Here is a 24,842-nt window from a genome sequence, read left to right on the forward strand (position 1 = left end):
CAATCCAGAATGATTCCTATCTAGGATTGAGCTTTCTCTCATGGAGCGAGCGAACGATGAGCATGGACCTGAGCACCCCTCACCCGCTGCAAGCGTGCTGGGACCTGCAACTGGCGGGCCTCGCCGCCGATGCCCTGCGCGCAGCACTGACGATCAACCTGTTCGACCACCTCGAGCAATACATCGCCCCTGCCCAGCTGGCCACAGTGCTGGACCTGGAACCCTTCAATACTGGCTACCTGCTGGAAATGCTCTGGGCCCAAGGCCTACTGGAGCGCGACAAACAGGGCAGCCACTACCGCAATGGCGAAACCGCCCAACGCTTTTTGAGCCGAAGCGCCAGCGAGTACTGCGGTGACGCCCTGCTGTTCCGCCATCAGGTACTGCGCCAGGCTGGCCAACCTCTGGAACAAGCATTGCGCAATGGCCTGCCCCCCGCATCAGCTCCCGCTCCGGAAATGGCCAGGCGCTGGGCCGAAGCGGCCCGCGTGCAGATTGCCCAGGAGCAGCAGGCGGTTACTGTGGATGTGGCGCGCGCGCTGATCGAACGGTTGCCGCAGGCACCGAACCTGCAACGGATGCTGGACCTGGGCGGCGGGCCTGGCCTGGTCGCCATCACCCTCGCCCGACAGCTACCGGATTTGCACGGTGTAGTTTTCGACTTTGCCGAAACTGCAGCAGTGGCCCAGGAGAATATTGTTCGCGCCGGGCTGGAAAAGCGCCTTGGGATCATTGGCGGGGATCTGGATCGTGATGATTTTGGCAGTGGCTATGACCTGATCTGGTGCTCGTCGGTCTTCCACTTTGCCCACGACCTTGATGGGTTGCTGCGGCGGCTGCACACGGCGCTGAACCCAGGCGGGGTACTGGTGTGCTGCCATGCCGAGGTACCGGAAGACAAACAGACTGCAGCGCGCGTGCTGCCTTATTATTTGCATATGCGCATGCAGGGGCGGCATGTGCTGCCAGCCGGGGAGTTGGCTGAGCGGTTGCGCCACACGGGGTTTGCCGACGTACGGCAGGAGGATGGCCTCAGGTATCCGGTTGCCCCGGTAACCGCAGTGATTGCCAGTAAGGCGTAAACCTGCACCGGCCTCTTCGCGGGCTCGCCCACTCCCACAGATACACCACAGGCTTTGGAGACTGCGCGCCACCTGTGGGAGCGGGCATGCCCGCGAAGAATCCAGTACAACCCTCAAAGGTTAAACCTTGGTCTGCCCATGAATTTCTCGTCACGCGGCCACTTGAGAAACAATTTCGTTTACCATTGTTTCCAAATATGTAGCCGTAAGCGAGGAAGTACCCGCATGACGATCCGCCCGCAACCGCTGATGCGCACCTTGGCCGCCGCCGTGCTGAGCCTGGTCATCGGCGCTCCGGCCGCCATGGCAGACGCACCGGTCACCCTGACCATGTACAACGGTCAGCACAAGGAAATCGGCGAAGCCATCGCCAAGGCCTATGAGGCCAAGACCGGTATTCACATCGACATTCGCAAGGGCAGCAGCAACCAGCTGGCCAGCCAGATCATCGAGGAAGGCGACCGTTCGCCGGCCGACATCATCTACACCGAAGAGTCCCCGCCCCTGAACAACCTGGGCGAGCTGGGCCTGCTGGCGAAGATCGACGACGCCACCTCGAACATGGTGCCCAAGGAGTACGTTGGCGCCAACGGCACCTGGATGGGTATCACGGCCCGTACCCGCATCGTGGTGTACAACCCGAAGAAGGTCGACGAAAAAGACCTGCCAACCACCGTAATGGACTTCGCCAACCCTGAGTGGGAAGGCCGTGTCGGTTACGTACCCACCAGTGGTGCGTTCCAGGAGCAGGCCGTGGCCATCCTGAAAATGCACGGTCGTGAAGCCACCGAAGAATGGCTGACCGGCCTGAAAGCCTTCGGCAAGACCTACACCAACAACATGGTCGCCCTCAAAGCCGTGGAGAAAGGCGAAGTGGCTGCGGTACTGGTGAACAACTACTACTGGTACGCGCTTGAACGCGAACGCGGCAAGCTGGACACCAAACTCTACTACCTGGCCGACGGCGATGCCGGCAACCTGGTGACCATCTCCGGCGCGGCCGTGGTCAAGGCCAGCAAGCACCCGAAAGAAGCCCAGGCCCTGCTCAACTGGATGGCCAGCGAAGAAGGCCAGCGCGTGATCACCCAGACCACCGCCGAGTACCCGCTGCACAAAGGCATGGTTTCTGACCGTGGCCTGAAGCCGTTCGACGAGCTGCGCCCGCCGAAGATCTCGCCGGCCGACCTGGGTAACGCCGAGGAAGCCATCGAGCTTGAGCGCGAGGTCGGCCTGCTCTAATGACTGCCGCCCTGTCCGAGCCGGCGCCGGTACGCTTCGTACCGCGCCGCAAGCGCCCCTCCATCTGGGTGGTGCTGCCTGTGCTGTTCCTGGTGGCGATGAGCCTGCTGCCACTGGCTTATGTCGCCATCAAAGCCTGGGAAGCCGGCTGGCGCGAAGCCTTGCACCTGCTGTGGCGCCCCTTTGTCTGGGGGCTGATGCGCAACACCCTGATGCTGATGGTCGGGGTGACGCTGACCTGCATGGTGGTCGGCCTGGCGCTGGCCTGGCTGCTGGAGCGCAGTAACCTGGCCGGTCGCCGGCTGTGGGGCGTGGTGCTGTGCCTGCCGTTCGCCGTGCCGTCGTTCGTCAGCAGCTTCACCTGGGTGTCGCTGAGTTCGGACTTCGAAGGCCTCGGCGGGGCGATCATGGTCATGGCTTTGTCCAAGTACCCGCTGGTGTTCCTGCCAGTGGCCGCCACCCTGCGCAACCTCGACACCTCGCTGGAGGAATCGGCGCGCACCCTGGGTTGCAGCCGCTGGGGGGTGTTCAGCAAGGTCACCCTGCCGCTGCTGTGGCCGTCGATGCTCGGTGGCGCGCTACTGATTGCCCTGCACATGCTGGTGGAATTCGGTGCGCTGTCGATCCTCGGCCTGCAGACGTTCACCACGGCCATCTACCAGCAGTTCGAACTGGAATTCAGCAACGCCAACGCGGCCATGCTGTCTGCCGTGTTGCTCGCGATGTGCCTGGTGATGCTGTGGCTGGAGCTGCGGGTGCGTGGCAAGGCCCGCCATGTGCGCATTGGCCAGGGCGTGGCACGCCGCGCGCAACCGGTGCAGCTGCGTGGCTGGGCCGCGCTGGCGCAGCTGTTCTGCGTGGGCCTGGCGGTGCTGGGCAGCGGTATCCCGCTGGCCATGCTTGGTTACTGGCTGAGCGTTGGCTCGTCGGCAGCGTTCCCGGTGGCAGCCATCTCCAAGGCGCTGTTCACCTCGTTGTCGGTGTCGCTTGGTGGTGCCGGCTTCTGCGTGCTACTGGCCCTGCCGATCAGCTTCCTGGTGGTGCGCTACAAGGGTCGCCTGGCGATCTGGGCCGAACGCCTGCCGTACCTGCTGCACGCCCTGCCTGGCCTGGTGATTGCCCTGACTCTGGTGTTCTTCGCCCTGCACTACGTGCCGGTGCTGTACCAGACCACGGCATTGCTGCTGCTGGCCTATGCGCTGCTGTTCCTGCCGCTGGCGCAATCGCCAGTGCGCACCGCGTTGAACAAGGCCTCGCCAACGCTGGAAGAGGCCGCACGCACGCTGGGCGCGAGCAGCTTTGCGGCGTTCTGCCGGGTAACCCTGCCGATCATCTTCCCGGCCATGGCCGCGGCTTTCGCGCTGGTGTTCCTGGATGCCATGAAGGAGCTGACTGCCACGCTGCTGCTCAGCCCGACCGGGATGACCACGCTGGCCACCGAGGTGTGGGCGCACACGGCCAACGTCGAGTTCGCGGCAGCGGCGCCTTATGCGGCACTGCTGATCGTGGTGTCGGGGCTGCCGGTTTATCTGCTGACTACGCGGATGTACCTGAACAAGGCGTAACCTTCTTCGCGGGCACGCCCGCTCCCACAGGTACAGCGCCGCCCTCAAGGTGTGTGCAGTACCTGTGGGAGCTGGCTTGCCGGCGATGAGGCCGTCAGATGTTACGCAGCATCCGGCGGACGATTGGCCCATGAGCCTTGCCGACGGGCAGCATGTAAAGGCGGCCGAAACGATTGAAGCACTGCACCGAGGTGGTCACGTTCAAGCGTTGCACGCCCTGCCCTGCTTTATCCAGATCCATGCTCACCATCACCGCCAGGTGCGTATCACGCGAGGTCAGGACCAGTTGCTGGTCGCTGATTGCCTCGACGGTAAAGAAATCCAGCAACTCACCCACCGCCGGCACCCGCTCGGGGCTGCGTGATGAAAAGCCGTGGATAGTGGCAACGTTGAACCGGCGCGAGATGAAGTCGCGCAGGCGAAAGGCCATGGCCAGCCAGCCCGGAACGTCCGAGGTCATGGCGCAGTAGGCCTGGATGGCGGTCATTGGTGCGGTGACGCAGATGCCATCGCGATGAAGAAAATCCAGTTCGGCCGGAGCGGCGACCAGTTGGGCGGACATGAACAACTCCCTTTGCCATGTGTCGCCGCCATCATAGCAACACCGCTTTGCCGAAACCCAACCGCCTTAAGCAGACACACAAGCTTGCACCAACCCTGTGGGAGCGGGTTTACCCGCGAACACCGGCGAAGCCGGTGCCATCCACCGCGCCGCCCTCTTCGCGGGTGAACCCGCTCCCACAGAGATTGGGATTCCCCCGTGAATTTTTATGCGCGGAATTGGCCAAGGCTTGCCCGTAGCTGCGCGGCCAGGTCATCCAGCACCTTGCTGCTGGCCGTGGTCTGCATCACCACTTCCGCCGAGCGCTCGGCCTGGGCATGGATAGTCTCCACCCGCCCACGCACTGCCTGCGCCCCGCTCGCCTGCTGCTCGGCCGCGCGGGTGGCCAGGCCAATGGCCGCATGCACCTGCTCCACCGCTGCCTGCACAGACTGCTGCCGGCGCTCGTTGTCACGCAGTACCAGCAACCCTTCGCTGGCCTTCAGCCCGGCCTGGCTGATGGTCGCCACGGCCTCCTTGGCACCCTTCTGCAGCGCTGCGATGTGCGACTGGATATCCCCCGTGGAGCTTTGTGTCTTGCTCGCCAGCGCCCGCACCTCATCGGCCACCACGGCAAACCCGCGCCCGGTCTCACCTGCCCGGGCGGCTTCGATGGCCGCGTTCAGCGCCAGCAGGTTGGTCTGCTCGGCAATTCCGTGGATCACCGTCAGCACCACTTCGATCTGCTCGCTTTGCTTGGCCAGGCGCTCGATCACCTGGGAGCCCGTCTGCACCTGGCCTGCCAGGTTCTCGATCAACCCCGCAAGCTGGGTCGAGGTGCGGCTGTTTTCGTCGGTGGCCTGGCGGATATCCACCACCTGTTTCAAGGCTGCCTGCATCGCATGGCTTTCGGCCTGGGCTTCGTCGGCCATGCTCGAAAGGTCGCGCAGGCTGGCCGCCACTTCATCGCGCTGCAGTGCCGCAGCCGCATCGGCGCCGGCATTGCGCTGGGCCATCGCGCCAATCTCCACACCGGTACGCTGCGCCACCTCGCCCGCCTCACGCACGATCGGTTGCAGCTTGTCGACAAAGCGGTTAACCGCAGAAGCCATATCGCCAATTTCGTCGCGGCTGTCGAGCGGCACGCGCTTGGTCAGGTCGCCTTCGCCCGCCGCCAGGTCGTCGAGGGCAGCAATCAACAGGCGCAGCTTGCTCAGCACTCGACGGCCAAGCACCAGGGCCACCACCAGCAGCACACCCAGGCCGACCAGCACCAAGCCCATGCCAATGCGCCAGCGCAGCTCGGCGGCGGCATCGCGCACGGTCTGTGCGGTATTGGCCTGCATAGCGGCAGCGCTGCCTTGCGCCTTCTCCAGTCGCTCACGCAGGGTTTTGCCGCTGTCGGCAGCAGCACCCACCAGGCTGTCGCCAACCAGTTGCTCACCGCTGGCAATCAGCGCCGCGAAACGCTGGTCCAAGGCCTTGAGCTCCTGGTCGATGCCCGCCGTGGAAACCCCCATCACCACCTTGCCGATTTCTGCGCCATTGGGGTTGATCGAGGCTTCGACAAAATACACCGCCGGGTCGCGCCGGGCGGCATCGATCACTTTGTCCAAAGCGCGTTCGCCCTGGCCCTTGTCCATCAATGCCTGGTTGATCGGGTTTTGCCGGTTCAGGTAACGGGTCAGGTGCTGGCCCTGGGCATCGTCGTAAACCACGAACAGCACGTTGGGGTTGCGCTGGGCACGCCGGGCAAAATCGGAGAGCACCGGCACATCGCTGTCCCAGATCGCCCGCGGGGCCACCGAAGCCAGCAGCTCGGCCATGTCGTTGGCGGAGTCCTTCAGGTTCTTTTCCAGGGTGCTGCGCAGTTGCTGCTGTTCGCTTTGCAGGCGCTCCGACAACCCAGCGCTCAGGCGCTGGCGGGTGCTGCTGGAGAGGCCGTCGAGGCCCGAGCGCACATCTTGCCCGGCCTGCTCCAGGTCGTTGGCCAGTTGGCGGCTGTCGTTACCCAGGCGTTCGCCAAGGTCGGCTTCCAGGGCGGTGACCGTGCTTCGGGTGAGCGCAACGGCAACCAGCACCTGCACCAAAAGAGCGATACCAAGGGCAACAAACACAGGCCGCAAAAGGCGGCTTCGTAACAGTGAGAGGATGGCAGACACGGTGTAACCCTCGTGTTTTCTGGCGCCACTATTTTGATGGCATCTACAGAAGCTACTTACAGCAAGGGTTGTGCCGGGGGCAGGAGGGAAAAGCGCCAAGGTTCAGCAAGTGGGTTGCCCGTACTGGCATACACCCACAAATGAAAACGCCGCAGCCCCTTTCAGGGCCACGGCGTCAGATCAGCCTGGAGGGCAGATCAGGCGAACGGGTGACGCAGCACGATGGTCTCGTTGCGGTCCGGGCCGGTCGAAATGATGTCGATCGGCGCGCCAACCAGCGCTTCGATGCGCTTGATGTAGTCACGCGCAGCTTGCGGCAGCTCTTCCAGGGTTTTTGCACCCAGGGTCGACTCGCTCCAGCCTGGCATCTCTTCGTACACCGGCTCCAGGCCGATGTAGCTGTCGGCATCGGAAGGCGCGTCGATGACAGCACCGTTCTCGTTCTTGTAGCCAACGCAGATGTTGATGGTTTCCAGGCCGTCCAGCACGTCCAGCTTGGTCAGGCAGATGCCCGAAATGCTGTTGACGTCGATGGCGCGACGCAGGATGACGGCATCGAACCAGCCGCAACGACGGGCACGGCCAGTGGTGGAACCGAACTCGTGGCCACGCTTGGCAAGGGTAGCGCCGGTCTCGTCGAACAGTTCGGTCGGGAACGGACCGGAACCCACGCGAGTGGTGTAGGCCTTGGTGATACCCAGGATGTAGTCCAGGTACATCGGGCCAACGCCGGAACCGGTGGAGATACCGCCAGCGGTGGTGTTGGAGCTGGTCACGTACGGGTAGGTACCGTGGTCGATGTCCAGCAGCGAGCCCTGGGCACCTTCGAACATGATGTCCTTGCCGGCGCGACGCAGGTTGTGCAGCTCGGCGGTGACGTCGAGCATCATCGGCTTGAGCTGCTCAGCGTAGGCCATGCACTCGTCCAGGGTTTGCTGGAAGTCGATGGCCGGCTCTTTGTAGTAGTTCACCAGCTGGAAGTTGTGGTAGTCCAGCAGCTCACCCAGCTTGGCAGCGAAACGCTCGCGGTGGAACAGGTCGCCCACACGCAGGCCGCGGCGCGCGACCTTGTCTTCGTAGGCTGGGCCGATACCACGGCCGGTGGTGCCGATCTTGGCTTCGCCACGGGCTTTTTCGCGGGCCTGGTCCAGGGCCACGTGGTACGACAGGATCAGCGGCGCAGCCGGGGAGATGCGCAGGCGCTCGCGCACCGGTACGCCCTTCTCTTCCAGCTTGGTGATTTCGCGCATCAGGGCGTCCGGGGCAACGACCACGCCGTTGCCGATCAGGCACTGTACGCCTTCACGCAGGATGCCGGACGGAATCAGGTGCAGAACGGTTTTTTCACCGTTGATCACCAGGGTGTGACCCGCGTTGTGGCCACCCTGGTAGCGCACTACGGCGGCAGCATGTTCGGTCAGCAGATCGACGATCTTGCCTTTGCCCTCATCACCCCACTGGGTGCCCAGGACGACGACATTCTTACCCATTACATTGGTCCTCATTCACGCAAACTTGGTTGCCGGCCTGTTGCCGACGCAGAAACTCACTGGGCCAGCGGCAGAACCTGCCAGCGCCCGTCTTGCTGAATCAATTGCCGATCACAATCCGCCTCGAGAGCAGCACTCAACGGCTGGCCAGGCAGGGCCTGGACCACACGCTGGCCCTCGTTGCGCAACTGGCAGACTTGCTGCCAGAGGGCCGCGTCGCCACTGTCCGGCATCCAGATGCCGCCCGTTGGCAATACGACCTCCGCTCGCCCCAGTGTGACCAGGGTCTTCAAATCCGTGGAGAAACCGGTGGCCGGGCGTGCCCGGCCAAAGTCGGCGCCGATGTCGTCGTAGCGCCCGCCCTGGGCGATCGATTGACCCTCGCCCGGCACGAACACCGCGAACACCACGCCGGTGTGATAGTTGTAACCGCGCAGCTCGCCGAGGTCGAAGTACAGCGGCAGGTCCGGGAAGCGCGACGCCAGGCGATCAGCGATCGACAGCAGGTCGTCCAGCGCAGCCAGCACACCGGCCGGGGCACGGCCCAGGCGCACGCGGGCTTCGGCGAGCACTTCACGGCCACCGCACAGTTCGACCAGTGCGCGCAGCATGTTGCCCAGGTCCTTCGGCAGGTCGGCGGTCAGCGCCTGCACTTCATCGACGGCCTTGCGCTGCAGGGCGTCGAACAGCTGTTGCTCGACCGCACCGGACAGGCCGGCAGCACGGGCCAGGCCGCGGTAGATACCGACGTGGCCCAGGTCCATGTGTACGTCCGGCACATCGGCCAGTTGCAGCGTGGCCAGCATCAGGCTGATGACTTCCACGTCGCTGGTCGGGCTGGCATCGCCATACAGCTCGGCGCCCAACTGGATCGGGCTGCGCGAGGTGGACAGTGCACGCGGCTGGGCGTGCAGCACGCTGCCGGCATAGCACAGGCGGCTCGGGCCTTCACGGCGCAGGGTGTGGGCGTCGATACGCGCCACCTGCGGGGTGAAGTCGGCGCGGAAGCCCATCAGGCGGCCGGACTGCGGGTCCACTACCTTGAAGGTACGCTGATCCAGGTCCTGGCCGGCGCCGGTGAGCAGCGACTCCAGGTACTCGATATGCGGGGTGACGACCAGCTCGTAGCCCCAACTCTGGAACAGGTCCAACACCTGACGGCGCGCGATCTCGATGCGCGCAGCCTCAGGTGGCAGTACTTCCTCGATGCCATCTGGCAGCAGCCAGCGGTCTACCGTTGCCATTACGCCTTTTCCCCTCTGGTCCGGGCGGCTAGCCAGCAGGCGAGCCGTCAGTAAAGCCGGTATCGCGCACAGCAGCGGGCAGCACTGATCCCAGCGCAGCCACCGTACCCGATACCCTCGAATTGCCTTGCGAGCTGACCAAACCGTCAACTGGCGCTGTGCCAATCAACCTTTCAGACGCAAAAAAGCCGGGAAATTTCCCGGCTGCCTCATCATACACCCCTTTTCATTCAGGATGCACCCCGCCTGGTGTTTTAGCTGCCAGGCGGGGCGCCGCTGCATGAAAATCAGGGCCTGAGCATCACGGCTTGCTCTTGTCCAGGTAACGGAAGAACTCGTTCTTCGGGTCCAGGACCAGCACGTCGCTCTTGCTCGAGAAGCTCTCGCGGTATGCCTGCAGGCTACGGTGGAACGCATAGAAATCAGCGTCCTGGCTGTAGGCCTTGGCATAGATGGCGGCCGCCTGGGCGTCGCCGTCACCACGGGTTTCTTCTGCTTCGCGGTAGGCCTCGGCCAGCAGCACACGGCGCTGACGGTCGGCATCGGCACGAATACCTTCAGCCAGCTCGTTACCCTTCGCACGGTGCTCGCGAGCTTCACGCTCACGCTCGGTGCTCATGCGGTCGAACACGCTGCGGTTGACTTCCTTCGGCAGGTCGATGGCCTTGACGCGCACGTCGACCACCTCGATGCCCAGCTCCTTGTTGGCCATGCGGTTCAGCGATGCAGTGATGTCGGACATCAGTGCGTCACGTTCACCGGAGACCACCTCGTGCAGGGTACGTTTACCGAACTGGTCGCGCAGGCCGCTTTCCAGACGACGCGACAGACGCTCGTCGGCGATCTGCTTCATGCCGGACGTGGCGGTGTAGAAGCGCTCGGCATCCTTGACGCGCCACTTGGCGTAGGCGTCGACCATCACCGCTTTCTTCTCCAGGGTCAGGAACCGCTGGGTCGGGGCGTCGAGGGTCATGAGGCGGGCGTCGAACTTGCGCACCTGGTTCACGTACGGAATCTTCACGTGCAGGCCTGGCTGAACGTCCGCCTGGACCACCTTACCGAAGCGCAGCAGTACCGCACGCTCGGTCTGGGACACGATGTAGAAGCTGTTCCAGGCCACGATACCCAGAACGACGGCGGCGATCAGGGCGATCAGCGATCTATTGCTCATCAGCGGCTCTCCCTAGTACGCAGCGGCTGCTGTTGCTGTTGCAGGTCCTGCGCCGCACGGGCGGCCGCATCGTTGACCGATGGCGACACGCTGGTGGTTGGCGCGGACGCGTTGCGGCTGCCTTCGACCATCTTGTCCAGTGGCAGGTAGAGCAGGTTGTTCTGCCCGTCCTTGGTCGCCACCATGACCTTGCTCGAATTGCTGTAGACCTCTTGCATGGTCTCCAGGTACAGACGCTGACGGGTCACGTCAGGTGCCTTGTGGTACTCGGTAACCAGCTTGGTGAAGCGGTCCGCCTCACCCTTGGCCCGGGCGATGACTTCGTCGCGGTAACCGTTGGCGTCCTCGATGATGCGCTGGGCCTGACCACGGGCCTCTGGTACCACGCCATTGGCGTAGGACTCGGCCTGGTTGCGGGCACGCTGCTCGTCTTCGCGGGCACGGATCACGTCGTCGAAGGCTTCCTGCACTTCACGCGGGGCTGCCGCGCTCTGTACGTTGACCTGGGTAACGGTGATACCGGTACGGTAGTTGTCGAGGAAGCGCTGCAGGCGTTCGCGGATATCCACGGCCATCTGCTCACGGCCTTCGGTCAGCACCTGGTCCATCGAGGTGGAACCCACCACGTGGCGCAGGGCACTGTCGGTCGCGTGTTGCAGGCTCACCTCAGGCTGGTCGACGTTAAGCACGAAGTCCTGCAGGTTGCTGATCTTGTACTGGACGGTCAGCGGAACCTCGACGATGTTCTCGTCTTCGGTCAGCATCTGGCCCTGCTTGGTGTAGGCACGCTCGCGCGTGACGTTTTCCATGTACTTGCGATCAATCGGCGGGAAGTAGATGTTCAGGCCGGGACCGACCGTCTCATGGTACTTGCCGAAGCGCAGCACCACGGCCTGCTCCTGCTCGTCGACCACGTACACGGCACTGTACAGCCAGATGGCAGCCAGTACCGCCAGGCCGATGCCCAGCAGGCCCAGGCCACCGCCCTTGCCGACATTGCGGTCACCGCCGCCACGTTTCTTGTTACCGCCGAACATGCCGTTCAGGCTGTCCTGCAGTTTGCGGAAGGCCTCGTCCAGATCCGGCGGACCTTTCTTGTCACCACCACCGCCACCGCCACCACGGCGGCCGCCCCAGGGATCCTGATTGTTCGAGTTGCCACCCGGCTCGTTCCAAGCCATAGCGCTCTCCATCTGATAAAGCAAAGACGCGCCCACGGCGCGCCGTCCAATGCTACAGAATGCCTGTCACTGCTGCCCGGCGACCTCGACGAGCATTTATTGCAAAGTGTGTTGCTCGACAAACACTTGCGGCTCCATGCCTTCACGGCTGACCAGGCGATTCAATTCGACCATGGGCAGTCGCACGCTCAGCAGGCTGCGCCCTTCTTCATCATGCTCTTCACTCTGCACGGCACCCAGTGCAAAGAATTGCGCGCGCAAGCGGGCAAAACGCTGCTCCAGGCACAGGGTACCAACAAACAGATCATTTCCCAGCAACTCGGCAATCGCCTGGCCAACCAGCTCCAGACCACGCCCATCGCGTGCCGATACCCAGACCCGTTCCGGCTTGCCGTCGGCATTGCGCTGGATCTGCGGCTCGACATCTTCGAGCAGGTCGAGTTTGTTATACACCTCGAGGATCGGCAAGCCTTCAGCGCCAATCTCGCCCAACACAGCCAGCACCTGCTCGATCTGCTCCATGCGCTCTGGCTCATGGGCGTCGATCACATGCAACAGCAAGTCGGAGTTGCTCGACTCTTCGAGCGTAGCCCGAAATGCCTCGACCAGCTTGTGCGGCAGGTGGCGAATGAAGCCCACGGTGTCGGCCAGCACGATCGGGCCCAGGTCGTTGAGCTCGAGCCGGCGCAGGGTCGGGTCGAGGGTGGCGAACAACTGGTCCGCCGCGTACACCTCGGATTGGGTGAGGGCGTTGAACAACGTGGACTTGCCGGCGTTGGTGTAACCCACCAGCGACACTGAAGGAATATCCGCGCGCTTGCGCCCGCGCCGCGCCTGCTCACGCTGGCTGCGCACCTTCTCCAGGCGTGACTTGATCTGGCGAATGCGCACCCGCAACAGGCGGCGGTCGGTTTCCAGCTGGGTTTCACCCGGACCACGCAGGCCGATACCACCTTTTTGTCGCTCAAGGTGGGTCCAGCCGCGCACCAGCCGCGTGCTCATGTGATCAAGCTGGGCCAGTTCGACCTGCAGCTTACCTTCATGGGTACGCGCCCGTTGGGCGAAAATATCGAGGATCAGCCCGGTACGGTCGAGCACACGACACTCGAACACACGTTCAAGGTTGCGCTCCTGACTGGGCGTGAGGGTGTGATTGAAAATCACCAGATCTACCTGCTCGGCATGGACCAGGTCGTGCAATTCCTCGACCTTGCCGCTGCCAATCAGGTATTTAGCCGTAGGCTGATGCCTTGTCACTGTCACCAGCGAGACGATATCCGCCCCGGCCGACAGTGCCAGCTCCCGAAACTCCTGCGGGTCTTCGCGCGCCTCAGGGTTCTGACCTTCCAAGTGAACGAGCAACGCCCGCTCACCACCACCGTGGCGCTCAAAGAACAATGCAGGCTCCTATCAGGCGTTGCCTGGCTCGCTGTCGCCGAGTTCGGAATCGGACGGGCTTGGCAGGCGAACCGGACGGGCAGGCACGACAGTCGAAATAGCGTGTTTGTAGACCATTTGGCTGACGGTGTTCTTCAGCAGTACCACGAACTGGTCGAACGATTCGATCGAGCCCTGCAGTTTGATGCCGTTTACCAGATAGATCGATACCGGAACCTTTTCTTTTCTCAAGGTGTTCAAGTAAGGGTCTTGTAGCGAATGCCCTTTTGACATATGCCGCACTCCTGTAAGGATAAATAATAGAAAATCAATAAAATCGATAAATTAGGCCGCCCCTTCGCAAGAATAGACGGCAATCAGCAGGGACTCAGCTCAATATGGAGATGGCCCCAAGGTATTTCAAGGTGCGGGACAGATTGTCGCAGGCCATGCTGTCAAGCCAGTGCACATCAGGCCAGCCACGCAACCAGGTGAACTGCCGCTTGGCCAGCTGCCGGGTCGCAATGATACCGCGTTCTCGCATCTCACTCTCAGTCAGCGTGCCGTCCAGGTAATCCCAGACCTGCCGATACCCCACAGCCCGTATAGACGGCAGCCCGGTGTGCAAGTCACTTCTGGCTCGCAGCGATCGGACCTCGTCAATGAAGCCCTGTTCCAGCATCTGCGAAAATCGTAACGCAATTCGCTGATGCAAAATGTGACGATCTGTAGGAGCAATCGCCAAACTCGCGACAGTATAGGGCAAATGTCCGCCAGCGCCTGCGTCTGCGCCGCGACTTTCCGCGAATTGACGCTGGCGATGAGCCGTCATGCTCTCGCCGCTCACGCGGTACACCTCCAGCGCACGAATCAACCGTTGCGGGTCATTGGGGTGGATGCGCGCCGCCGATTCCGGGTCGATCTCGGCCAACTGCCGGTGCAGTTCGGCCAGCCCCAGCGCCTCGGCCTGGGCTTCCAGGTCGGCACGCACTGCGGCATCAGCTGCCGGCATGTCGGCCAGGCCATCGATCAACGCCTTGTAGTAGAGCATGGTGCCGCCCACCAGCAGCGGGATCTTGCCCCGTGCGGTGATGTCGGCCATGGCTTCCAGGGCATCGGCGCGAAATTGCGCGGCAGAATAGCTCTCGGCCGGGTCGCGGATGTCGATCAACCGGTGCGGGTGGGCGGCCAGAATTTCTTTCGACGGCTTGGCCGAACCGATGTCCATGCCGCGATAGACCAGCGCCGAGTCGACGCTGATGAGCTCGCACGGCAGCACTTTGGTCAGTTCGATAGCCAGGTCGGTCTTGCCGGCCGCCGTCGGGCCCATCAGGAATATTGCAGGGGGCTTGCCGCTCATTTCATCGACCGCGCAGGAAGAGTTTGTCCAGGTCGTCCAGGCCCATCTGGGTCCAGGTGGGACGGCCATGGTTGCACTGGCCACTGCGCTCGGTGTTTTCCATGTCGCGCAGCAGGGCGTTCATTTCGGGGATTGCCAGGCGCCGGTTGGCGCGCACGGCGCCGTGGCAGGCCATGGTGCCGAGCAGCTCATTGAGGTGCGCCTGAATACGGTCGCTGGTGCCGTACTCCATCAGGTCGGCGAGCACATCCTGCACCAGGCGGTTGGCCTCGGCCTGCTTGAGCAAGGCCGGGATCTGGCGGATCGCCAAGGTCTCGGGGCCCAGGCGCTGCAGCTCGAAGCCCAGGCGCTGGAACCACTGCGCATGCTCTTCGGCGCAGTCAGCTTCCCGCTGGCTCAGGGCCAGGGTTTCGGGCACCAGCAGCGGCTGGCCACTAAGGCCTTCGCTGGCCATGGCCACCTTGAGGCGCTCGTACATGATGCGCTCGTGGGCGGCGTGCATGTCCACCAGCACCAGGCCAACGGCGTTCTCGGCCAGGATGTAGATACCCTTGAGCTGCGCCAGTGCGTAGCCCAGCGGGGGTATATCTCCCTGGCTTTCGGGCAGCGTCGCCACCGCCGCCGCACCGTCTTCCAGCGGTTTGTAGAACTCGCGATACACCGCCTGCGCCTCGGCGGCCGGCACAGGCTGCGAAGGGCGCGGGGTGTATTGATACTGGTAACCGGCGCCACTGCCGCCATTGGAAATCGCGTGCTGCGGCGTTTGGGGTCGTTCAAGCACTGGCGAGGCCAGGCGCATTTCACCCTGCGGGCCGAACTCACCAGCCTGCTGGGCAGTGGGGCGGACCATCTCAGGTACTGCGGCAGGCGCGGCCAAATGGTCTTCCGGGCGCACATCGGCCAGCGCGCGGTGCAGGGTGCCATACAGGAAGTCGTGCACCGAGCGCCCCTCGCGGAAGCGCACTTCGTGCTTGGTCGGGTGCACGTTGACGTCGACGCCGTTGGGCTCCAGCTCCAGGAACAGCACGAAAGTCGGGTGCCGGCCATTGAACAGCACGTCACGGTAAGCCTGGCGCACAGCGTGGGCGACCAGCTTGTCGCGCACCGCGCGGCCATTGACGAAGAAGTACTGCAGGTCTGCCTGGCTGCGCGAGAAGGTTGGCAGGCCGACCCAGCCCCACAGGCGCAGGCCGTTGCGCTCGACGTCGATCGGCAGCGCCTGCTCCATGAAGCCCGGGCCGCAGATGGCGCCCACCCGCCGCGCCCGGGCGGTTTCATCGTGGGCTTCGTGCAGGCTGAGGATGCTCTTGCCGTTGTGGCGCAGGTGGAAGCCGACGTCGAAACGCGCCAGCGCCAGCCGGCGGATGACTTCCTGCAGGTGATCGAATTCGGTTTTCTCGGCCTTGAGGAATTTGCGCCGCGCGGGGGTATTGAAGAACAGGTCGCGCACCTCCACCGAAGTGCCCACCGGGTGCGCCGCTGGCTGCACCCGCGGGGTCATGTCACGGCCTTCGGTTTCCACCTGCCAGGCTTCGCTGGCACTGGCAGTGCGCGATGTCATGGTCAAGCGCGCCACCGAGCTGATAGAAGCCAGCGCCTCGCCACGGAAGCCCAGGCTCATCACGCCTTCAAGGTCTTCCAGCTCACGGATCTTGCTGGTGGCGTGACGCGCCAGGGCCAACGGCAGGTCGTCAGCAGAAATACCACTGCCATCGTCCCGCACTTTCAGCAGCTTGACGCCGCCCTGCTCTACTTCCACGTCAATGCGACGGGCGCCGGAGTCCAGGCTGTTTTCCAGCAATTCCTTGGCCACGGAGGCAGGCCGCTCGACGACCTCGCCGGCGGCAATCTGGTTAGCCAATCGCGGGCTGAGCAGCTCAATGCGCGAACCACCACTCATTATTGCGCGGCCAAGGTAGTGGCGGGTACATCAAGGCGCTGGCCAACCTTCAGCTCATCGGTCTTGAGGCTGTTGGTGCTGCGCAGGCTGGCCACGCTCACCTGGTAGCGCACGGCGAGCATCGCCAGGGTTTCGCCAGGGCGTACCGTGTGCTCACGTGGGCCGGCGGCAATCTTGCCGGTGTCACGCAACCAGGCGATGTAGGTACCTGGCGGCGGGTTTTGCTGGAAGTACTGGCGCACACCGGTATGAATCGAACGGGCCAAGGCCTGCTGATGGCTGGCGGTGGCCAGCTTGGCGGCTTCGTTGTTGTTCGAGATGAACCCGGTTTCAACGAGGATCGACGGAATATCCGGCGACTTCAGCACCATGAAGCCGGCCTGTTCCACACGTTGCTTGTGCAGCGAGGTGACACGGCCCATGTTGCCCAGCACCTTCTGCCCCACGTTGAGGCTGGAACTGAGCGTGGCGGTCATCGACAGGTCCAGCAGCACGCCGGCCAGCATGCGGTCCTTGTCATCAAGGCTGACGTTCCCGGCACCGCCGATCAGGTCAGAACGGTTTTCCGTGTCGGCCAGCCAGCGCGCGGTCTCGGAGGTGGCGCCGCGATCAGACAGGGCGAACACGGAGGCGCCAAAGGCGGCGCGGGATGGTGCGGCGTCGGCATGGATCGAGATAAACAGGTCGGCGCCTTTCTTGCGGGCGATTTCCGTGCGTTTACGCAGCGGAATGAAGTAGTCGCCCGTACGGGTCAGCTCGGCACGGAAGCCTCTCTCGCTGTTGATCTGGCGCTGCAGCTCTTTGGCAATCTGCAGCACGATGTCTTTTTCATGCTGGCCGCGCGAGCCGGAGGCACCCGGGTCTTCGCCACCGTGGCCGGCGTCGATGGCAACCACGATCTCACGCTTGCCGCTTGGTACCGGCGGCAACTTGATGGCGGGCTGGGCCGGGGATACCGGCACCGCTGGCGTGGTCGCAGGCGTCTGTACCGGCGCCGGGGCCGGAGGTGGCGTGCTTGCCGCAATGGCGTCGGCTTCCTGGTCGTACAGGTCGACCACCAGGCGATTGCCGTACTGAGCGTTCGGCGCCAGCGTGAAGCTTTTCGGGGTGACCGACTTTTTCAGGTCGACCACCACCCGCAGGTCGGTCGGGGTGCGTTGGGCCGACCGCACGCTGCTGATCGGCGTGTTGGACGTGGCCACATTCAATGGTGCGGCCAGGGTCGCGCCATTGATGTCGATAACCAGGCGATCAGGCGCGCTCAAGGTGAAGACGCTGTGCTGCACGGGGCCAGACAGGTCGAAGACCAGCCGCGTGTTGTCTGGCGCGCGCCACAGGCGCACGCTCTTGACTTGAGTGACGGCCAGAGCCTCAACGGTCACCGTTGTCAGCAGCAGCCCAACGATGGCGACCAGTGCGCGTATGCGCATACCTACCCCACTTACTGTTTATAGTGTTTGGCCAGTGCCACGCACCAGGCCTCGCCGCGAGCCCCCTGCGGCGAAAGGATCAGCGAGCGTCCGCCCGCTTGGGGGCTTATGGTAATGGTCAGGTCAGGCTTTGGCAAAACGCCCGCACCCTTTTGTGGCCACTCGAACAGGCACAGCGGGTCGCCCTCGAAGTAATCACGAATACCCATGAACTCCAGCTCCTCCGGATCGACCAGGCGATAAAGGTCGAAATGGAAGGCCCGCACCTCACCGATTTCGTAGGGTTCGACCACGGTGAAGGTCGGGCTTTTCACTGCACCCGTATGGCCCAGGCCACGGATCAGCCCTCGGGAAAGCGTAGTCTTGCCCGCCCCCAGGTCGCCTTCAAGAAAGATCACGCCGCGACCGCCGGTCACCTCGGCCAGTGCTGCGCCAAACTTGACCGTGGCGTCTTCATCGGCCAGAAACAGGGTTATGCCAGACACGCAGAATGCTCCTCCAGTAACTCACGAATGACCGGCGCCAGATCACTGGCCGCCAAGCCTCTACCTTTCACACCCAGCCGCTCGCCCGCACAGGCATGCAGCCATACCCCCAGGCCAGCGGCCTGCCAGGCATCCAGCCCTTGGGCCAACAACGCCGCCAGCACACCGGTCAGCACATCGCCAAAGCCGGCGCCGGCCATCGCCGGATGGCCTCGCTCGCACAGCATCAGCTGCCCGGCCGGGTCGGCTACCAGTGTGCCGGCGCCCTTGAGCACGCAAACGCTGTTGTACCGGCGCGCCAGCTTGCGCGCAGCGCCCTGGCGGTCGGCCTGCACCGCCTCGGTGGAAATGCCCAGCAGCCGCGCCGCCTCCCCCGGGTGCGGGGTGAGGATGCTGCCACTGGGCAGGGCCAGGGGGGTACGCGCCAGCAAATTCAGGGCATCGGCGTCCCACACCTGCGGCTGTTCGGCGTTGGCCACTGCCGACAGCAGGCTACGCCCCCACGCCGCCTGCCCGAGCCCCGGGCCCATTACCAACACCGAGGCGCGCTCCAGCACGCCCATCAACTGGTTGGCCGAGCTGACGCCCAGGCACATGGCCTCGGGCAGGCGGGCCAGGCTCGCGCCCACATGCTCAGGGCGCGTCGCCACACTAACCAGCCCGGCGCCGCAGCGCAGGGCGGCTTCAGCGCTCAACAACACAGCGCCGCCGGTGCCCAGGTCGCCACCGACCACCAGCACATGGCCAAAGTCGCCTTTATGGGCATACACAGGCCGCGTCGGCAGGTGCGCGACGGTCACGCTGCTAAGCAGTTGCGGGGCATGGCTGGGGTGTTTGGTCTGCGGCATGGGGTCAAAGGCTCCAATGTCTGGCAGAATTATACGCACCTGAGCCCGTATTGCCTTGCCCATCCATGTCCAGCTGCACACCTGACCTCGCCCAACTGGCCCAATCGATCAAGATTTGGGGCCAGGAACTCGGTTTTGCCCACGTCGGCATCGCCGGGGTCGACCTTGGCGAACACGAACACCACCTGCAGCGCTGGCTCGATGCCGGCTACCAGGGCGAAATGGAGTACCTGGGCGCGCACGGCAGCAAGCGCTCGCATCCTGACCAACTGATTCCCGGCACGGTACGGGTGGTCTCGCTGCGCATGGACTACCTGTCCGGCGACACACAGATGGCGCAGCGCCTGGCACAGCCGGAAAAGGCCTATATATCGCGCTATGCGCTGGGCCGGGACTACCACAAGCTGGTGCGCAAGCGCGTGCAATTCCTGGCCGACCGCATCCAGGAAGCCATCGGCCCGTTCGGCTACCGCGCATTCGTCGACAGCGCCCCGGTGCTGGAAAAGGCCCTGGCCGAACAGGCCGGGCTGGGCTGGATCGGCAAGAACACCCTGCTGCTTAACCGCAAGGCAGGCAGTTACTTCTTCCTTGCCGAGCTGTTTGTCGACCTGCCGCTGCCGGTGGACGAAGCGACTACCAGTGAGCACTGCGGGCGCTGCCAGGCCTGCCTGGACATCTGCCCGACACAGGCGTTTGTCGGGCCTTATGTGCTGGATGCTCGGCGTTGCATCTCGTACCTGACCATCGAGCTGAGGGGCGCGATCCCTGTCGAGTTGCGCGCGAAGATGGGCAACCGGGTGTTCGGTTGCGATGACTGCCAGATCGTCTGCCCGTGGAACCGCTTTGCCAAGCACAGCCAGGAACAGGACTTCCAGCCACGGCATGGGCTGGAGAATGCCGAGTTGGCAGAGATGTTCCTGTGGGATGAACGCACCTTCCTGCGCAAGACCGAGGGTGGGCCGTTGCGGCGGGCGGGCTATGAACGGTTTTTACGCAACCTGGCGGTGGGGTTGGGCAATGCGCCTTCCACCATTCCAGTGATCGAGGCGCTTAAGGCGCGGCGTGACGATGAATCGGAACTGGTACGCGAACATGTGGAGTGGGCGCTGGCCCGGCACGACATTCAATAGCGACTAGCTCAAAGCTTGCACGATCCTTGTGGGAGCGGGCGTGCCCGCGAATCAGGCAACTCGGTGCATGGCACCGGCTCCGCCGGTGTTCGCGGGCGCGCCCGCTCCCACAGGGGCAATGTAGCCCCCAACTCCCTTATTGCTGGTCGTTGTAGTGGAACTTGGGCATTTCCCAGTGGAAGCGAATCGCCAATAGCCGCACCAAAAACCCGCCAAACAAGGTCAGCAGCATCGCCTGTTCTGCCGGCACCTTGAAATACACGCACCCCAGGTAGAACCACGCCGCCGCAAACGACACGCTGGCATACAGCTCACGGCGGAACACCAGTGGAATGTCGTTACAGAAGATATCCCGCAAGATCCCGCCAAACACCCCGGTGATCACCCCACTGATCGAGGCCACCAGCATGCCCTGCCCCATCTCCAGCGCGGTCATGCAGCCGATCAGGGTAAAGGCCACCAGCCCCAGGGCGTCGAGCACCAGGAACAGCGAGCGCAGGCGGCGCATCATCGGGGCAATGAAAATGGTCAGCAACGCCGCAAAGCTGGTCAGCACCAGGTACTCCGGGTGCTTCACCCAGGTCAGCGGGTAATGCCCGAGCAGCACGTCGCGCACCGAGCCGCCACCCAGGGCGGTGACGCAGGCGATCAGCACCACGCCAAACCAGTCCATGCCGCGGCGCCCGGCAGACAACGCGCCGGTCATGGCTTCGGCGGTGATAGCGATGAGGTAGAGCATCAACAACATGGCGCGGGTCCGTGCGAGAAAGGCGCGCAGTCTAACCAGTTGCCCAAGGCACCAAAAGGGGGCGCAGATACAATATCTGCGCCTTTTCGGCTCACACCTTGATGAAGTGCTCGCGGTAGTGGCGCAGTTCGGCGATCGATTCGCGGATATCATCCAGCGCCAGGTGGGTATTGCCCTTCTTGAAGCTGTCACGCACGTCCGGCGCCCAGCGCGCGGCCAGCTCCTTCAGGGTGGAGACATCCAGGTTGCGGTAGTGGAAGTAGTTTTCCAGGTTGCGCATGTGGCGATAGAGGAAGCGGCGGTCCTGGCAGATGCTGTTGCCGCAGATCGGAGACTTGCCTTTTGGCACCCACTGCTCGAGGAAGGCGATGGTCTGCGCCTCGGCTTCAGCCATGCTGACCTTGCTCTCGCGTACGCGCTGGGTCAGGCCCGAAGCACCGTGGGTGCGGGTGTTCCATTCGTCCATGCGCGCCAGCACTTCGTCACTGTGGTGAATGGCGATCACCGGCCCTTCCGCCAGGGTGTTCAGCTCGCTGTCGGTGACGATGGTGGCCATCTCGATGATGACATCGCTGTCCGGATCCAGGCCGGTCATTTCCAGGTCGATCCAGATCAGGTTCTGTGGGTTTTGCATGCAGGGCTCCTCATATAGGCCGTCATATTAGCCTAGTGACCAAAGCACGCCCATTCACCGCACAAAGGTAAGCGGAATAGTCCAGCGCCTGGCGTGCTAAACTGCCAGCCGTTTTCAATGCCCTTCCCGGGCCTTTCTCACGGTACCTTCATGGCCAAACGCCAGCTCAATCGCCGCCAGAACTGGCGGATCGAAAAAATCCAGGGTGAGCGCGCCGCTCGCGCCGCCAAACGCGAGCAGCACGCACTGCAAGAACTGGAGGGCGGCGACCTGGGACCGGAGCAACTGGGCCTGGTGATCGCGCACTTTGGTGTGCAGGTAGAAGTTGAAGCCCAGGATGGCGAAACCGCAGGCCAGGTGTTCCGCTGCCATTTGCGCGCCAACCTGCCGGCACTGGTCACCGGCGACCGTGTCGTGTGGCGTGCGGGTAACCAGGGCATCGGCGTGATCGTGGCGCAGATGCCACGCAGCACCGAGCTGTGCCGGCCGAACAACCACGGCCAACTCAAGCCGGTGGCCGCCAACGTCGACCTGATCGTGATCGTGTTCGCCCCTGCCCCCGAGCCGCACCCGAACCTGATCGACCGCTACCTGGTAGCGGCCGAGCACGCCGGCCTGCGCCCGCTGCTGCTGCTGAACAAGGCCGACCTGATCAACGACGAGAACGGCCCCGGCCTGCATGCGCTGCTGGAAGTCTACCGCGAGCTGGGCTACCCGCTGCTGGAAGTATCGGCACACCAGGGTGACGGCATGCAGCGCCTGCAACAGCAACTCGACGGCCACATCAGTGTGTTCGTCGGCCAGTCGGGGGTGGGCAAGTCGTCGCTGGTCAACAGCCTGCTGCCAGATGCCGGCACCCGTGTCGGCGACCTGTCGGAATGGTCGGGCCAAGGTACTCACACCACCACCACGGCGCGGCTGTACCACTTCCCTAACGGCGGCGATCTGATCGACTCGCCGGGCATCCGCGAGTTCGGCCTTGGCCATGTCAGCCGCGACGACGTGGAAGATGGCTTCATCGAGTTCCGCGACCTGTTCGGCACCTGCCGCTTCCGCGACTGCAAGCACGACCGCGAACCGGGCTGCGCGCTGCTCAAGGCACTGGACGAGGGGCGGATCAAGCCGCAACGCATGAACAGCTACCGCTCGATCATCGCCAGCCTGACGGAAGACAGCTACTGATAGAGCAAGCCGCCCCTGTGGGAGCGGGCATGCCCGCGAAGCAGGCGGCGCGGTTTATGGCACCGGCTGCGCCGGTGTTCGCGGGCATGCCCGCTCCCACAGGAATGGCGCAGTCCTGCAGTTAGCACAAAAACCGTTTACTGCTCCTTGGCCTCATCCATCTTCAGCGTGCCATCTTCAAAGATGTTCAGCTTCTGGCGCAGCTCACGCGGTTGCATCGGTGCTTGTTCAGTTGAACCTGGCGCAACCGGTGCCGAAGCCCCTGGCGCAGCGCCGCTGGCCGGCGGCGCAGCAGGCTCGGCAGCCGGCGCTTCCGGTGCGCCCTGCTCACCCTCGATATTGCGCTGGGCCTTCTTGGTCAGCACGATGATATCGATACGGCGGTTGACCGGGTTGAACGGGTCCTTACGGTCGAACAGCGACGACGAGGCATAACCCACCACCCGCGCCACCTGCCCGTCCGGGTAACCACCGGCCACCAGCGCACGGCGCGCAGCGTTGGCACGGTTGGCCGACAGTTCCCAGTTGCCGAACTCACCACTGCCGGCATACGGCTTGGCATCGGTGTGGCCGCTGATGCTGACCTTGTTCGGCACCGCCTTGATGGTGTCGGCCATGGCCAGCAGGATGTCTTCAAAGTACGGCTGCAAGCGGGCGCTGCCGATATCGAACATCGGCCGGTTCTCGGCATCCATGATCTGGATGCGCAGGCCATCCTGGGTGATCTCGAACAGGATCTGGTCCTTGAACTTCTGCAGCTGCGGGTTCTCTTCAACCTTGTTCTGCAGTTCCTGCAGCAGCAACTCCAGGCGCTCGCGCTCGACCTGCTCGGCCATGGTCTCGACCTGGTCCTTGCTCATCTGGGTCGTGCTTTCGGGCATCGGCTCGGATTTCACTTCCGGGTTGATGGTTTTCTCCGGCGCCAGCTCTGGCGAGCCGCCCAGGTCGATGACATAGGGCGTGCCGCTTTCCGAGAAGCCGATCGGGTCCTGGAAGTAGCCGGCAATGGCGATTTTCTGCTCCGGCGTGGCCGTGGACATCAGCCACAGCACCAGGAAGAACGCCATCATTGCCGTAGCAAAGTCGGCAAATGCGATTTTCCAGGCGCCGCCGTGGTGGCCGCCGCCAAAGCGCTTGACGCGCTTTACGATGATGGGCTGATTGTTTTCCATGACTCAGCGACCGCGAACCGCTTGTTCCAGCTCGGCGAAACTTGGGCGGTGCATGGGGTACAGCACCTTGCGCCCGAACTCGACGGCCAGCGAAGGTGGCATGCCCGAGGCCGAGGCAACCAGCGAAGCCTTGATCGATTCGTAGAGGTTCAGCTCTTCCTTGGCATCGTGCTCCAGGCACTTGGCCAACGGGCCGAAGAAGCCGTAGGCAGCCAGAATACCGAAGAAGGTGCCCACCAGCGCCGCACCCACGTGCATGCCGATGGCCGCCTGGTCACCCTCGCCCAGCGAGGCCATGGTCACCACGATACCCAGTACCGCCGCGACGATACCGAAACCAGGCATGCCGTCAGCGATGCCGGTCACAGCATGGGACGGGTGCTCCAGCTCTTCCTTCATGCTCAGCAGCTCCATGTCGAACAGGCCCTCGAGTTCGTGCGGGGCCATGTTGCCGGTGGACATGATGCGCAGGTAGTCGCAGACGAACGCGGTCATGCGCTCGTCGGCCAGTACGGTCGGGTACTTGGCGAAGATCGGGCTGGCGGAGGCGTCCTCGATGTCGGCCTCGATGGCCATCATGCCTTCACGACGGCTCTTGTTGAGGATCTCGTACACCAGGCCCAGTACCTCCAGGTAGTAGGCATGGGTGAAGCGCGAGCCGAACATCTTCATCGACTTCTTGATGACGTGCATGGTCATGTGGCCAGGGTTGGCCTGCAGGAATGCACCAAAGGCTGCACCGCCGATGATCAGTACTTCGAACGGCTGGATCAGCGCTGCGATCTTGCCGTGGGAGAGCACGTAGCCGCCGAGCACGCTCGCGAATACGACGATGATGCCGATAATTTTAGCCATAGGTTCAAAGCACTTGCTGTCGTGGTCAGGGGAAGAGACGGGAGCT

General features: G+C 63.6%; 22 protein-coding genes and 1 pseudogene. 5 read left to right on the plus strand and 18 right to left on the minus strand.

Annotated elements, in window-relative coordinates; all coding sequences use genetic code 11:
* Positions 1-56 precede the first annotated feature (56 nt).
* The 3 genes from AK81_RS08015 (at position 57) to AK81_RS08025 (ending at position 3,886) form a co-directional block, all read left to right on the plus strand.
* Entirely contained in the window at positions 57-1,082 is a 1,026-nt protein-coding gene (locus AK81_RS08015; RefSeq protein ID WP_043198111.1) for a methyltransferase domain-containing protein, read from the plus strand.
* A gap of 225 nt (positions 1,083-1,307) precedes the next feature.
* A complete protein-coding gene (locus tag AK81_RS08020; protein WP_016501876.1) occupies positions 1,308-2,321 on the plus strand; it encodes an extracellular solute-binding protein in 1,014 nt (337 codons plus the stop codon).
* The gene (locus tag AK81_RS08025) at positions 2,321-3,886 is read left to right on the plus strand and encodes an ABC transporter permease (RefSeq protein ID WP_043198113.1); all 1,566 of its coding nucleotides are present in this window, start codon (positions 2,321-2,323) and stop codon (positions 3,884-3,886) included. Before AK81_RS08020 ends, AK81_RS08025 begins: the two co-directional genes overlap by 1 nt.
* A gap of 94 nt (positions 3,887-3,980) precedes the next feature.
* On the opposite strand, the gene AK81_RS08030 is transcribed toward AK81_RS08025, so the two are convergent.
* The 14 genes and pseudogenes from AK81_RS08030 to AK81_RS08090 all read right to left on the minus strand — a co-directional run bounded on the left by AK81_RS08030 (position 3,981) and on the right by AK81_RS08090 (position 19,075).
* Positions 3,981-4,448: a DUF2867 domain-containing protein gene (locus AK81_RS08030; protein WP_043198115.1), complete on the minus strand. Its 468-nt coding sequence runs from the start codon at positions 4,446-4,448 to the stop codon at positions 3,981-3,983.
* Between the two features lie 206 nt (positions 4,449-4,654).
* Positions 4,655-5,539 (minus strand): methyl-accepting chemotaxis protein, encoded by an 885-nt coding sequence (locus tag AK81_RS30760; RefSeq protein ID WP_416309195.1) that lies wholly within the window; start codon positions 5,537-5,539, stop codon positions 4,655-4,657.
* A pseudogene (locus AK81_RS30765) lies at positions 5,513-6,253 on the minus strand (HAMP domain-containing protein); the annotation flags it as partial. The pseudogene AK81_RS30765 and the gene AK81_RS30760, both read right to left, overlap by 27 nt.
* A 533-nt stretch (positions 6,254-6,786) precedes the next feature.
* Positions 6,787-8,079 (minus strand): adenylosuccinate synthase, encoded by a 1,293-nt coding sequence (locus AK81_RS08040; protein ID WP_019471336.1) that lies wholly within the window; start codon positions 8,077-8,079, stop codon positions 6,787-6,789.
* A gap of 56 nt (positions 8,080-8,135) precedes the next feature.
* Positions 8,136-9,323 (minus strand): ATP phosphoribosyltransferase regulatory subunit, encoded by a 1,188-nt coding sequence (locus AK81_RS08045; RefSeq protein WP_016501880.1) that lies wholly within the window; start codon positions 9,321-9,323, stop codon positions 8,136-8,138.
* Between the two features lie 301 nt (positions 9,324-9,624).
* Complete coding sequence (gene hflC, locus AK81_RS08050; RefSeq protein ID WP_043198120.1) at positions 9,625-10,494, minus strand: protease modulator HflC; 870 nt, start codon at positions 10,492-10,494, stop codon at positions 9,625-9,627.
* A complete protein-coding gene (hflK, locus tag AK81_RS08055) occupies positions 10,494-11,675 on the minus strand; it encodes an FtsH protease activity modulator HflK (protein WP_043198122.1) in 1,182 nt (393 codons plus the stop codon). The genes hflC and hflK overlap by 1 nt, the downstream gene beginning before the upstream one ends.
* 96 nt (positions 11,676-11,771) lie before the next feature.
* Positions 11,772-13,073, minus strand: coding sequence for a ribosome rescue GTPase HflX (gene hflX, locus AK81_RS08060; protein ID WP_043198123.1), 1,302 nt, complete (start codon positions 13,071-13,073; stop codon positions 11,772-11,774).
* A gap of 12 nt (positions 13,074-13,085) precedes the next feature.
* Positions 13,086-13,346, minus strand: coding sequence for an RNA chaperone Hfq (gene hfq, locus AK81_RS08065; protein ID WP_043198125.1), 261 nt, complete (start codon positions 13,344-13,346; stop codon positions 13,086-13,088).
* A 94-nt stretch (positions 13,347-13,440) separates the two neighbouring features.
* Entirely contained in the window at positions 13,441-14,412 is a 972-nt protein-coding gene (gene miaA / locus AK81_RS08070) for a tRNA (adenosine(37)-N6)-dimethylallyltransferase MiaA (RefSeq protein ID WP_043198126.1), read from the minus strand.
* 1 nt (position 14,413) lies between these two features.
* A complete protein-coding gene (gene mutL, locus AK81_RS08075) occupies positions 14,414-16,312 on the minus strand; it encodes a DNA mismatch repair endonuclease MutL (protein WP_043198127.1) in 1,899 nt (632 codons plus the stop codon).
* Complete coding sequence (locus AK81_RS08080; protein ID WP_043198128.1) at positions 16,312-17,742, minus strand: N-acetylmuramoyl-L-alanine amidase; 1,431 nt, start codon at positions 17,740-17,742, stop codon at positions 16,312-16,314. The genes mutL and AK81_RS08080 overlap by 1 nt, the downstream gene beginning before the upstream one ends.
* Before the next feature lie 11 nt (positions 17,743-17,753).
* Positions 17,754-18,227: a tRNA (adenosine(37)-N6)-threonylcarbamoyltransferase complex ATPase subunit type 1 TsaE gene (gene tsaE, locus AK81_RS08085; protein WP_016712323.1), complete on the minus strand. Its 474-nt coding sequence runs from the start codon at positions 18,225-18,227 to the stop codon at positions 17,754-17,756.
* Complete coding sequence (locus tag AK81_RS08090; RefSeq protein ID WP_043198130.1) at positions 18,215-19,075, minus strand: NAD(P)H-hydrate dehydratase; 861 nt, start codon at positions 19,073-19,075, stop codon at positions 18,215-18,217. The genes tsaE and AK81_RS08090 overlap by 13 nt, the downstream gene beginning before the upstream one ends.
* Positions 19,076-19,140: 65 nt before the next feature.
* On the opposite strand from AK81_RS08090, the gene queG reads away from it, so the two are divergent.
* Entirely contained in the window at positions 19,141-20,205 is a 1,065-nt protein-coding gene (queG, locus tag AK81_RS08095) for a tRNA epoxyqueuosine(34) reductase QueG (protein WP_043198132.1), read from the plus strand.
* A gap of 136 nt (positions 20,206-20,341) precedes the next feature.
* Here queG and AK81_RS08100 read toward each other — a convergent pair whose 3' ends face one another.
* A complete protein-coding gene (locus tag AK81_RS08100; RefSeq protein WP_003249516.1) occupies positions 20,342-20,953 on the minus strand; it encodes a trimeric intracellular cation channel family protein in 612 nt (203 codons plus the stop codon).
* Between the two features lie 91 nt (positions 20,954-21,044).
* Positions 21,045-21,587, minus strand: coding sequence for an oligoribonuclease (orn, locus tag AK81_RS08105; protein WP_043198134.1), 543 nt, complete (start codon positions 21,585-21,587; stop codon positions 21,045-21,047).
* 150 nt (positions 21,588-21,737) lie between these two features.
* On the opposite strand from orn, the gene rsgA reads away from it, so the two are divergent.
* Positions 21,738-22,769, plus strand: coding sequence for a small ribosomal subunit biogenesis GTPase RsgA (gene rsgA, locus AK81_RS08110; RefSeq protein ID WP_016501891.1), 1,032 nt, complete (start codon positions 21,738-21,740; stop codon positions 22,767-22,769).
* Positions 22,770-22,906: 137 nt separating this feature from the next.
* Here rsgA and motB read toward each other — a convergent pair whose 3' ends face one another.
* Together motB and motA are read right to left on the minus strand one after the other, a co-directional pair.
* A complete protein-coding gene (gene motB / locus AK81_RS08115; RefSeq protein ID WP_043198135.1) occupies positions 22,907-23,941 on the minus strand; it encodes a flagellar motor protein MotB in 1,035 nt (344 codons plus the stop codon).
* A 3-nt stretch (positions 23,942-23,944) separates the two neighbouring features.
* Complete coding sequence (gene motA, locus AK81_RS08120; protein ID WP_043198137.1) at positions 23,945-24,796, minus strand: flagellar motor stator protein MotA; 852 nt, start codon at positions 24,794-24,796, stop codon at positions 23,945-23,947.
* Positions 24,797-24,842 lie beyond the last annotated feature (46 nt).

Origin of the sequence: Pseudomonas putida W15Oct28, assembly GCF_000708715.2 — a bacterium.
Classification (GTDB): Bacteria; Pseudomonadota; Gammaproteobacteria; order Pseudomonadales; family Pseudomonadaceae; genus Aquipseudomonas; species Aquipseudomonas putida_R.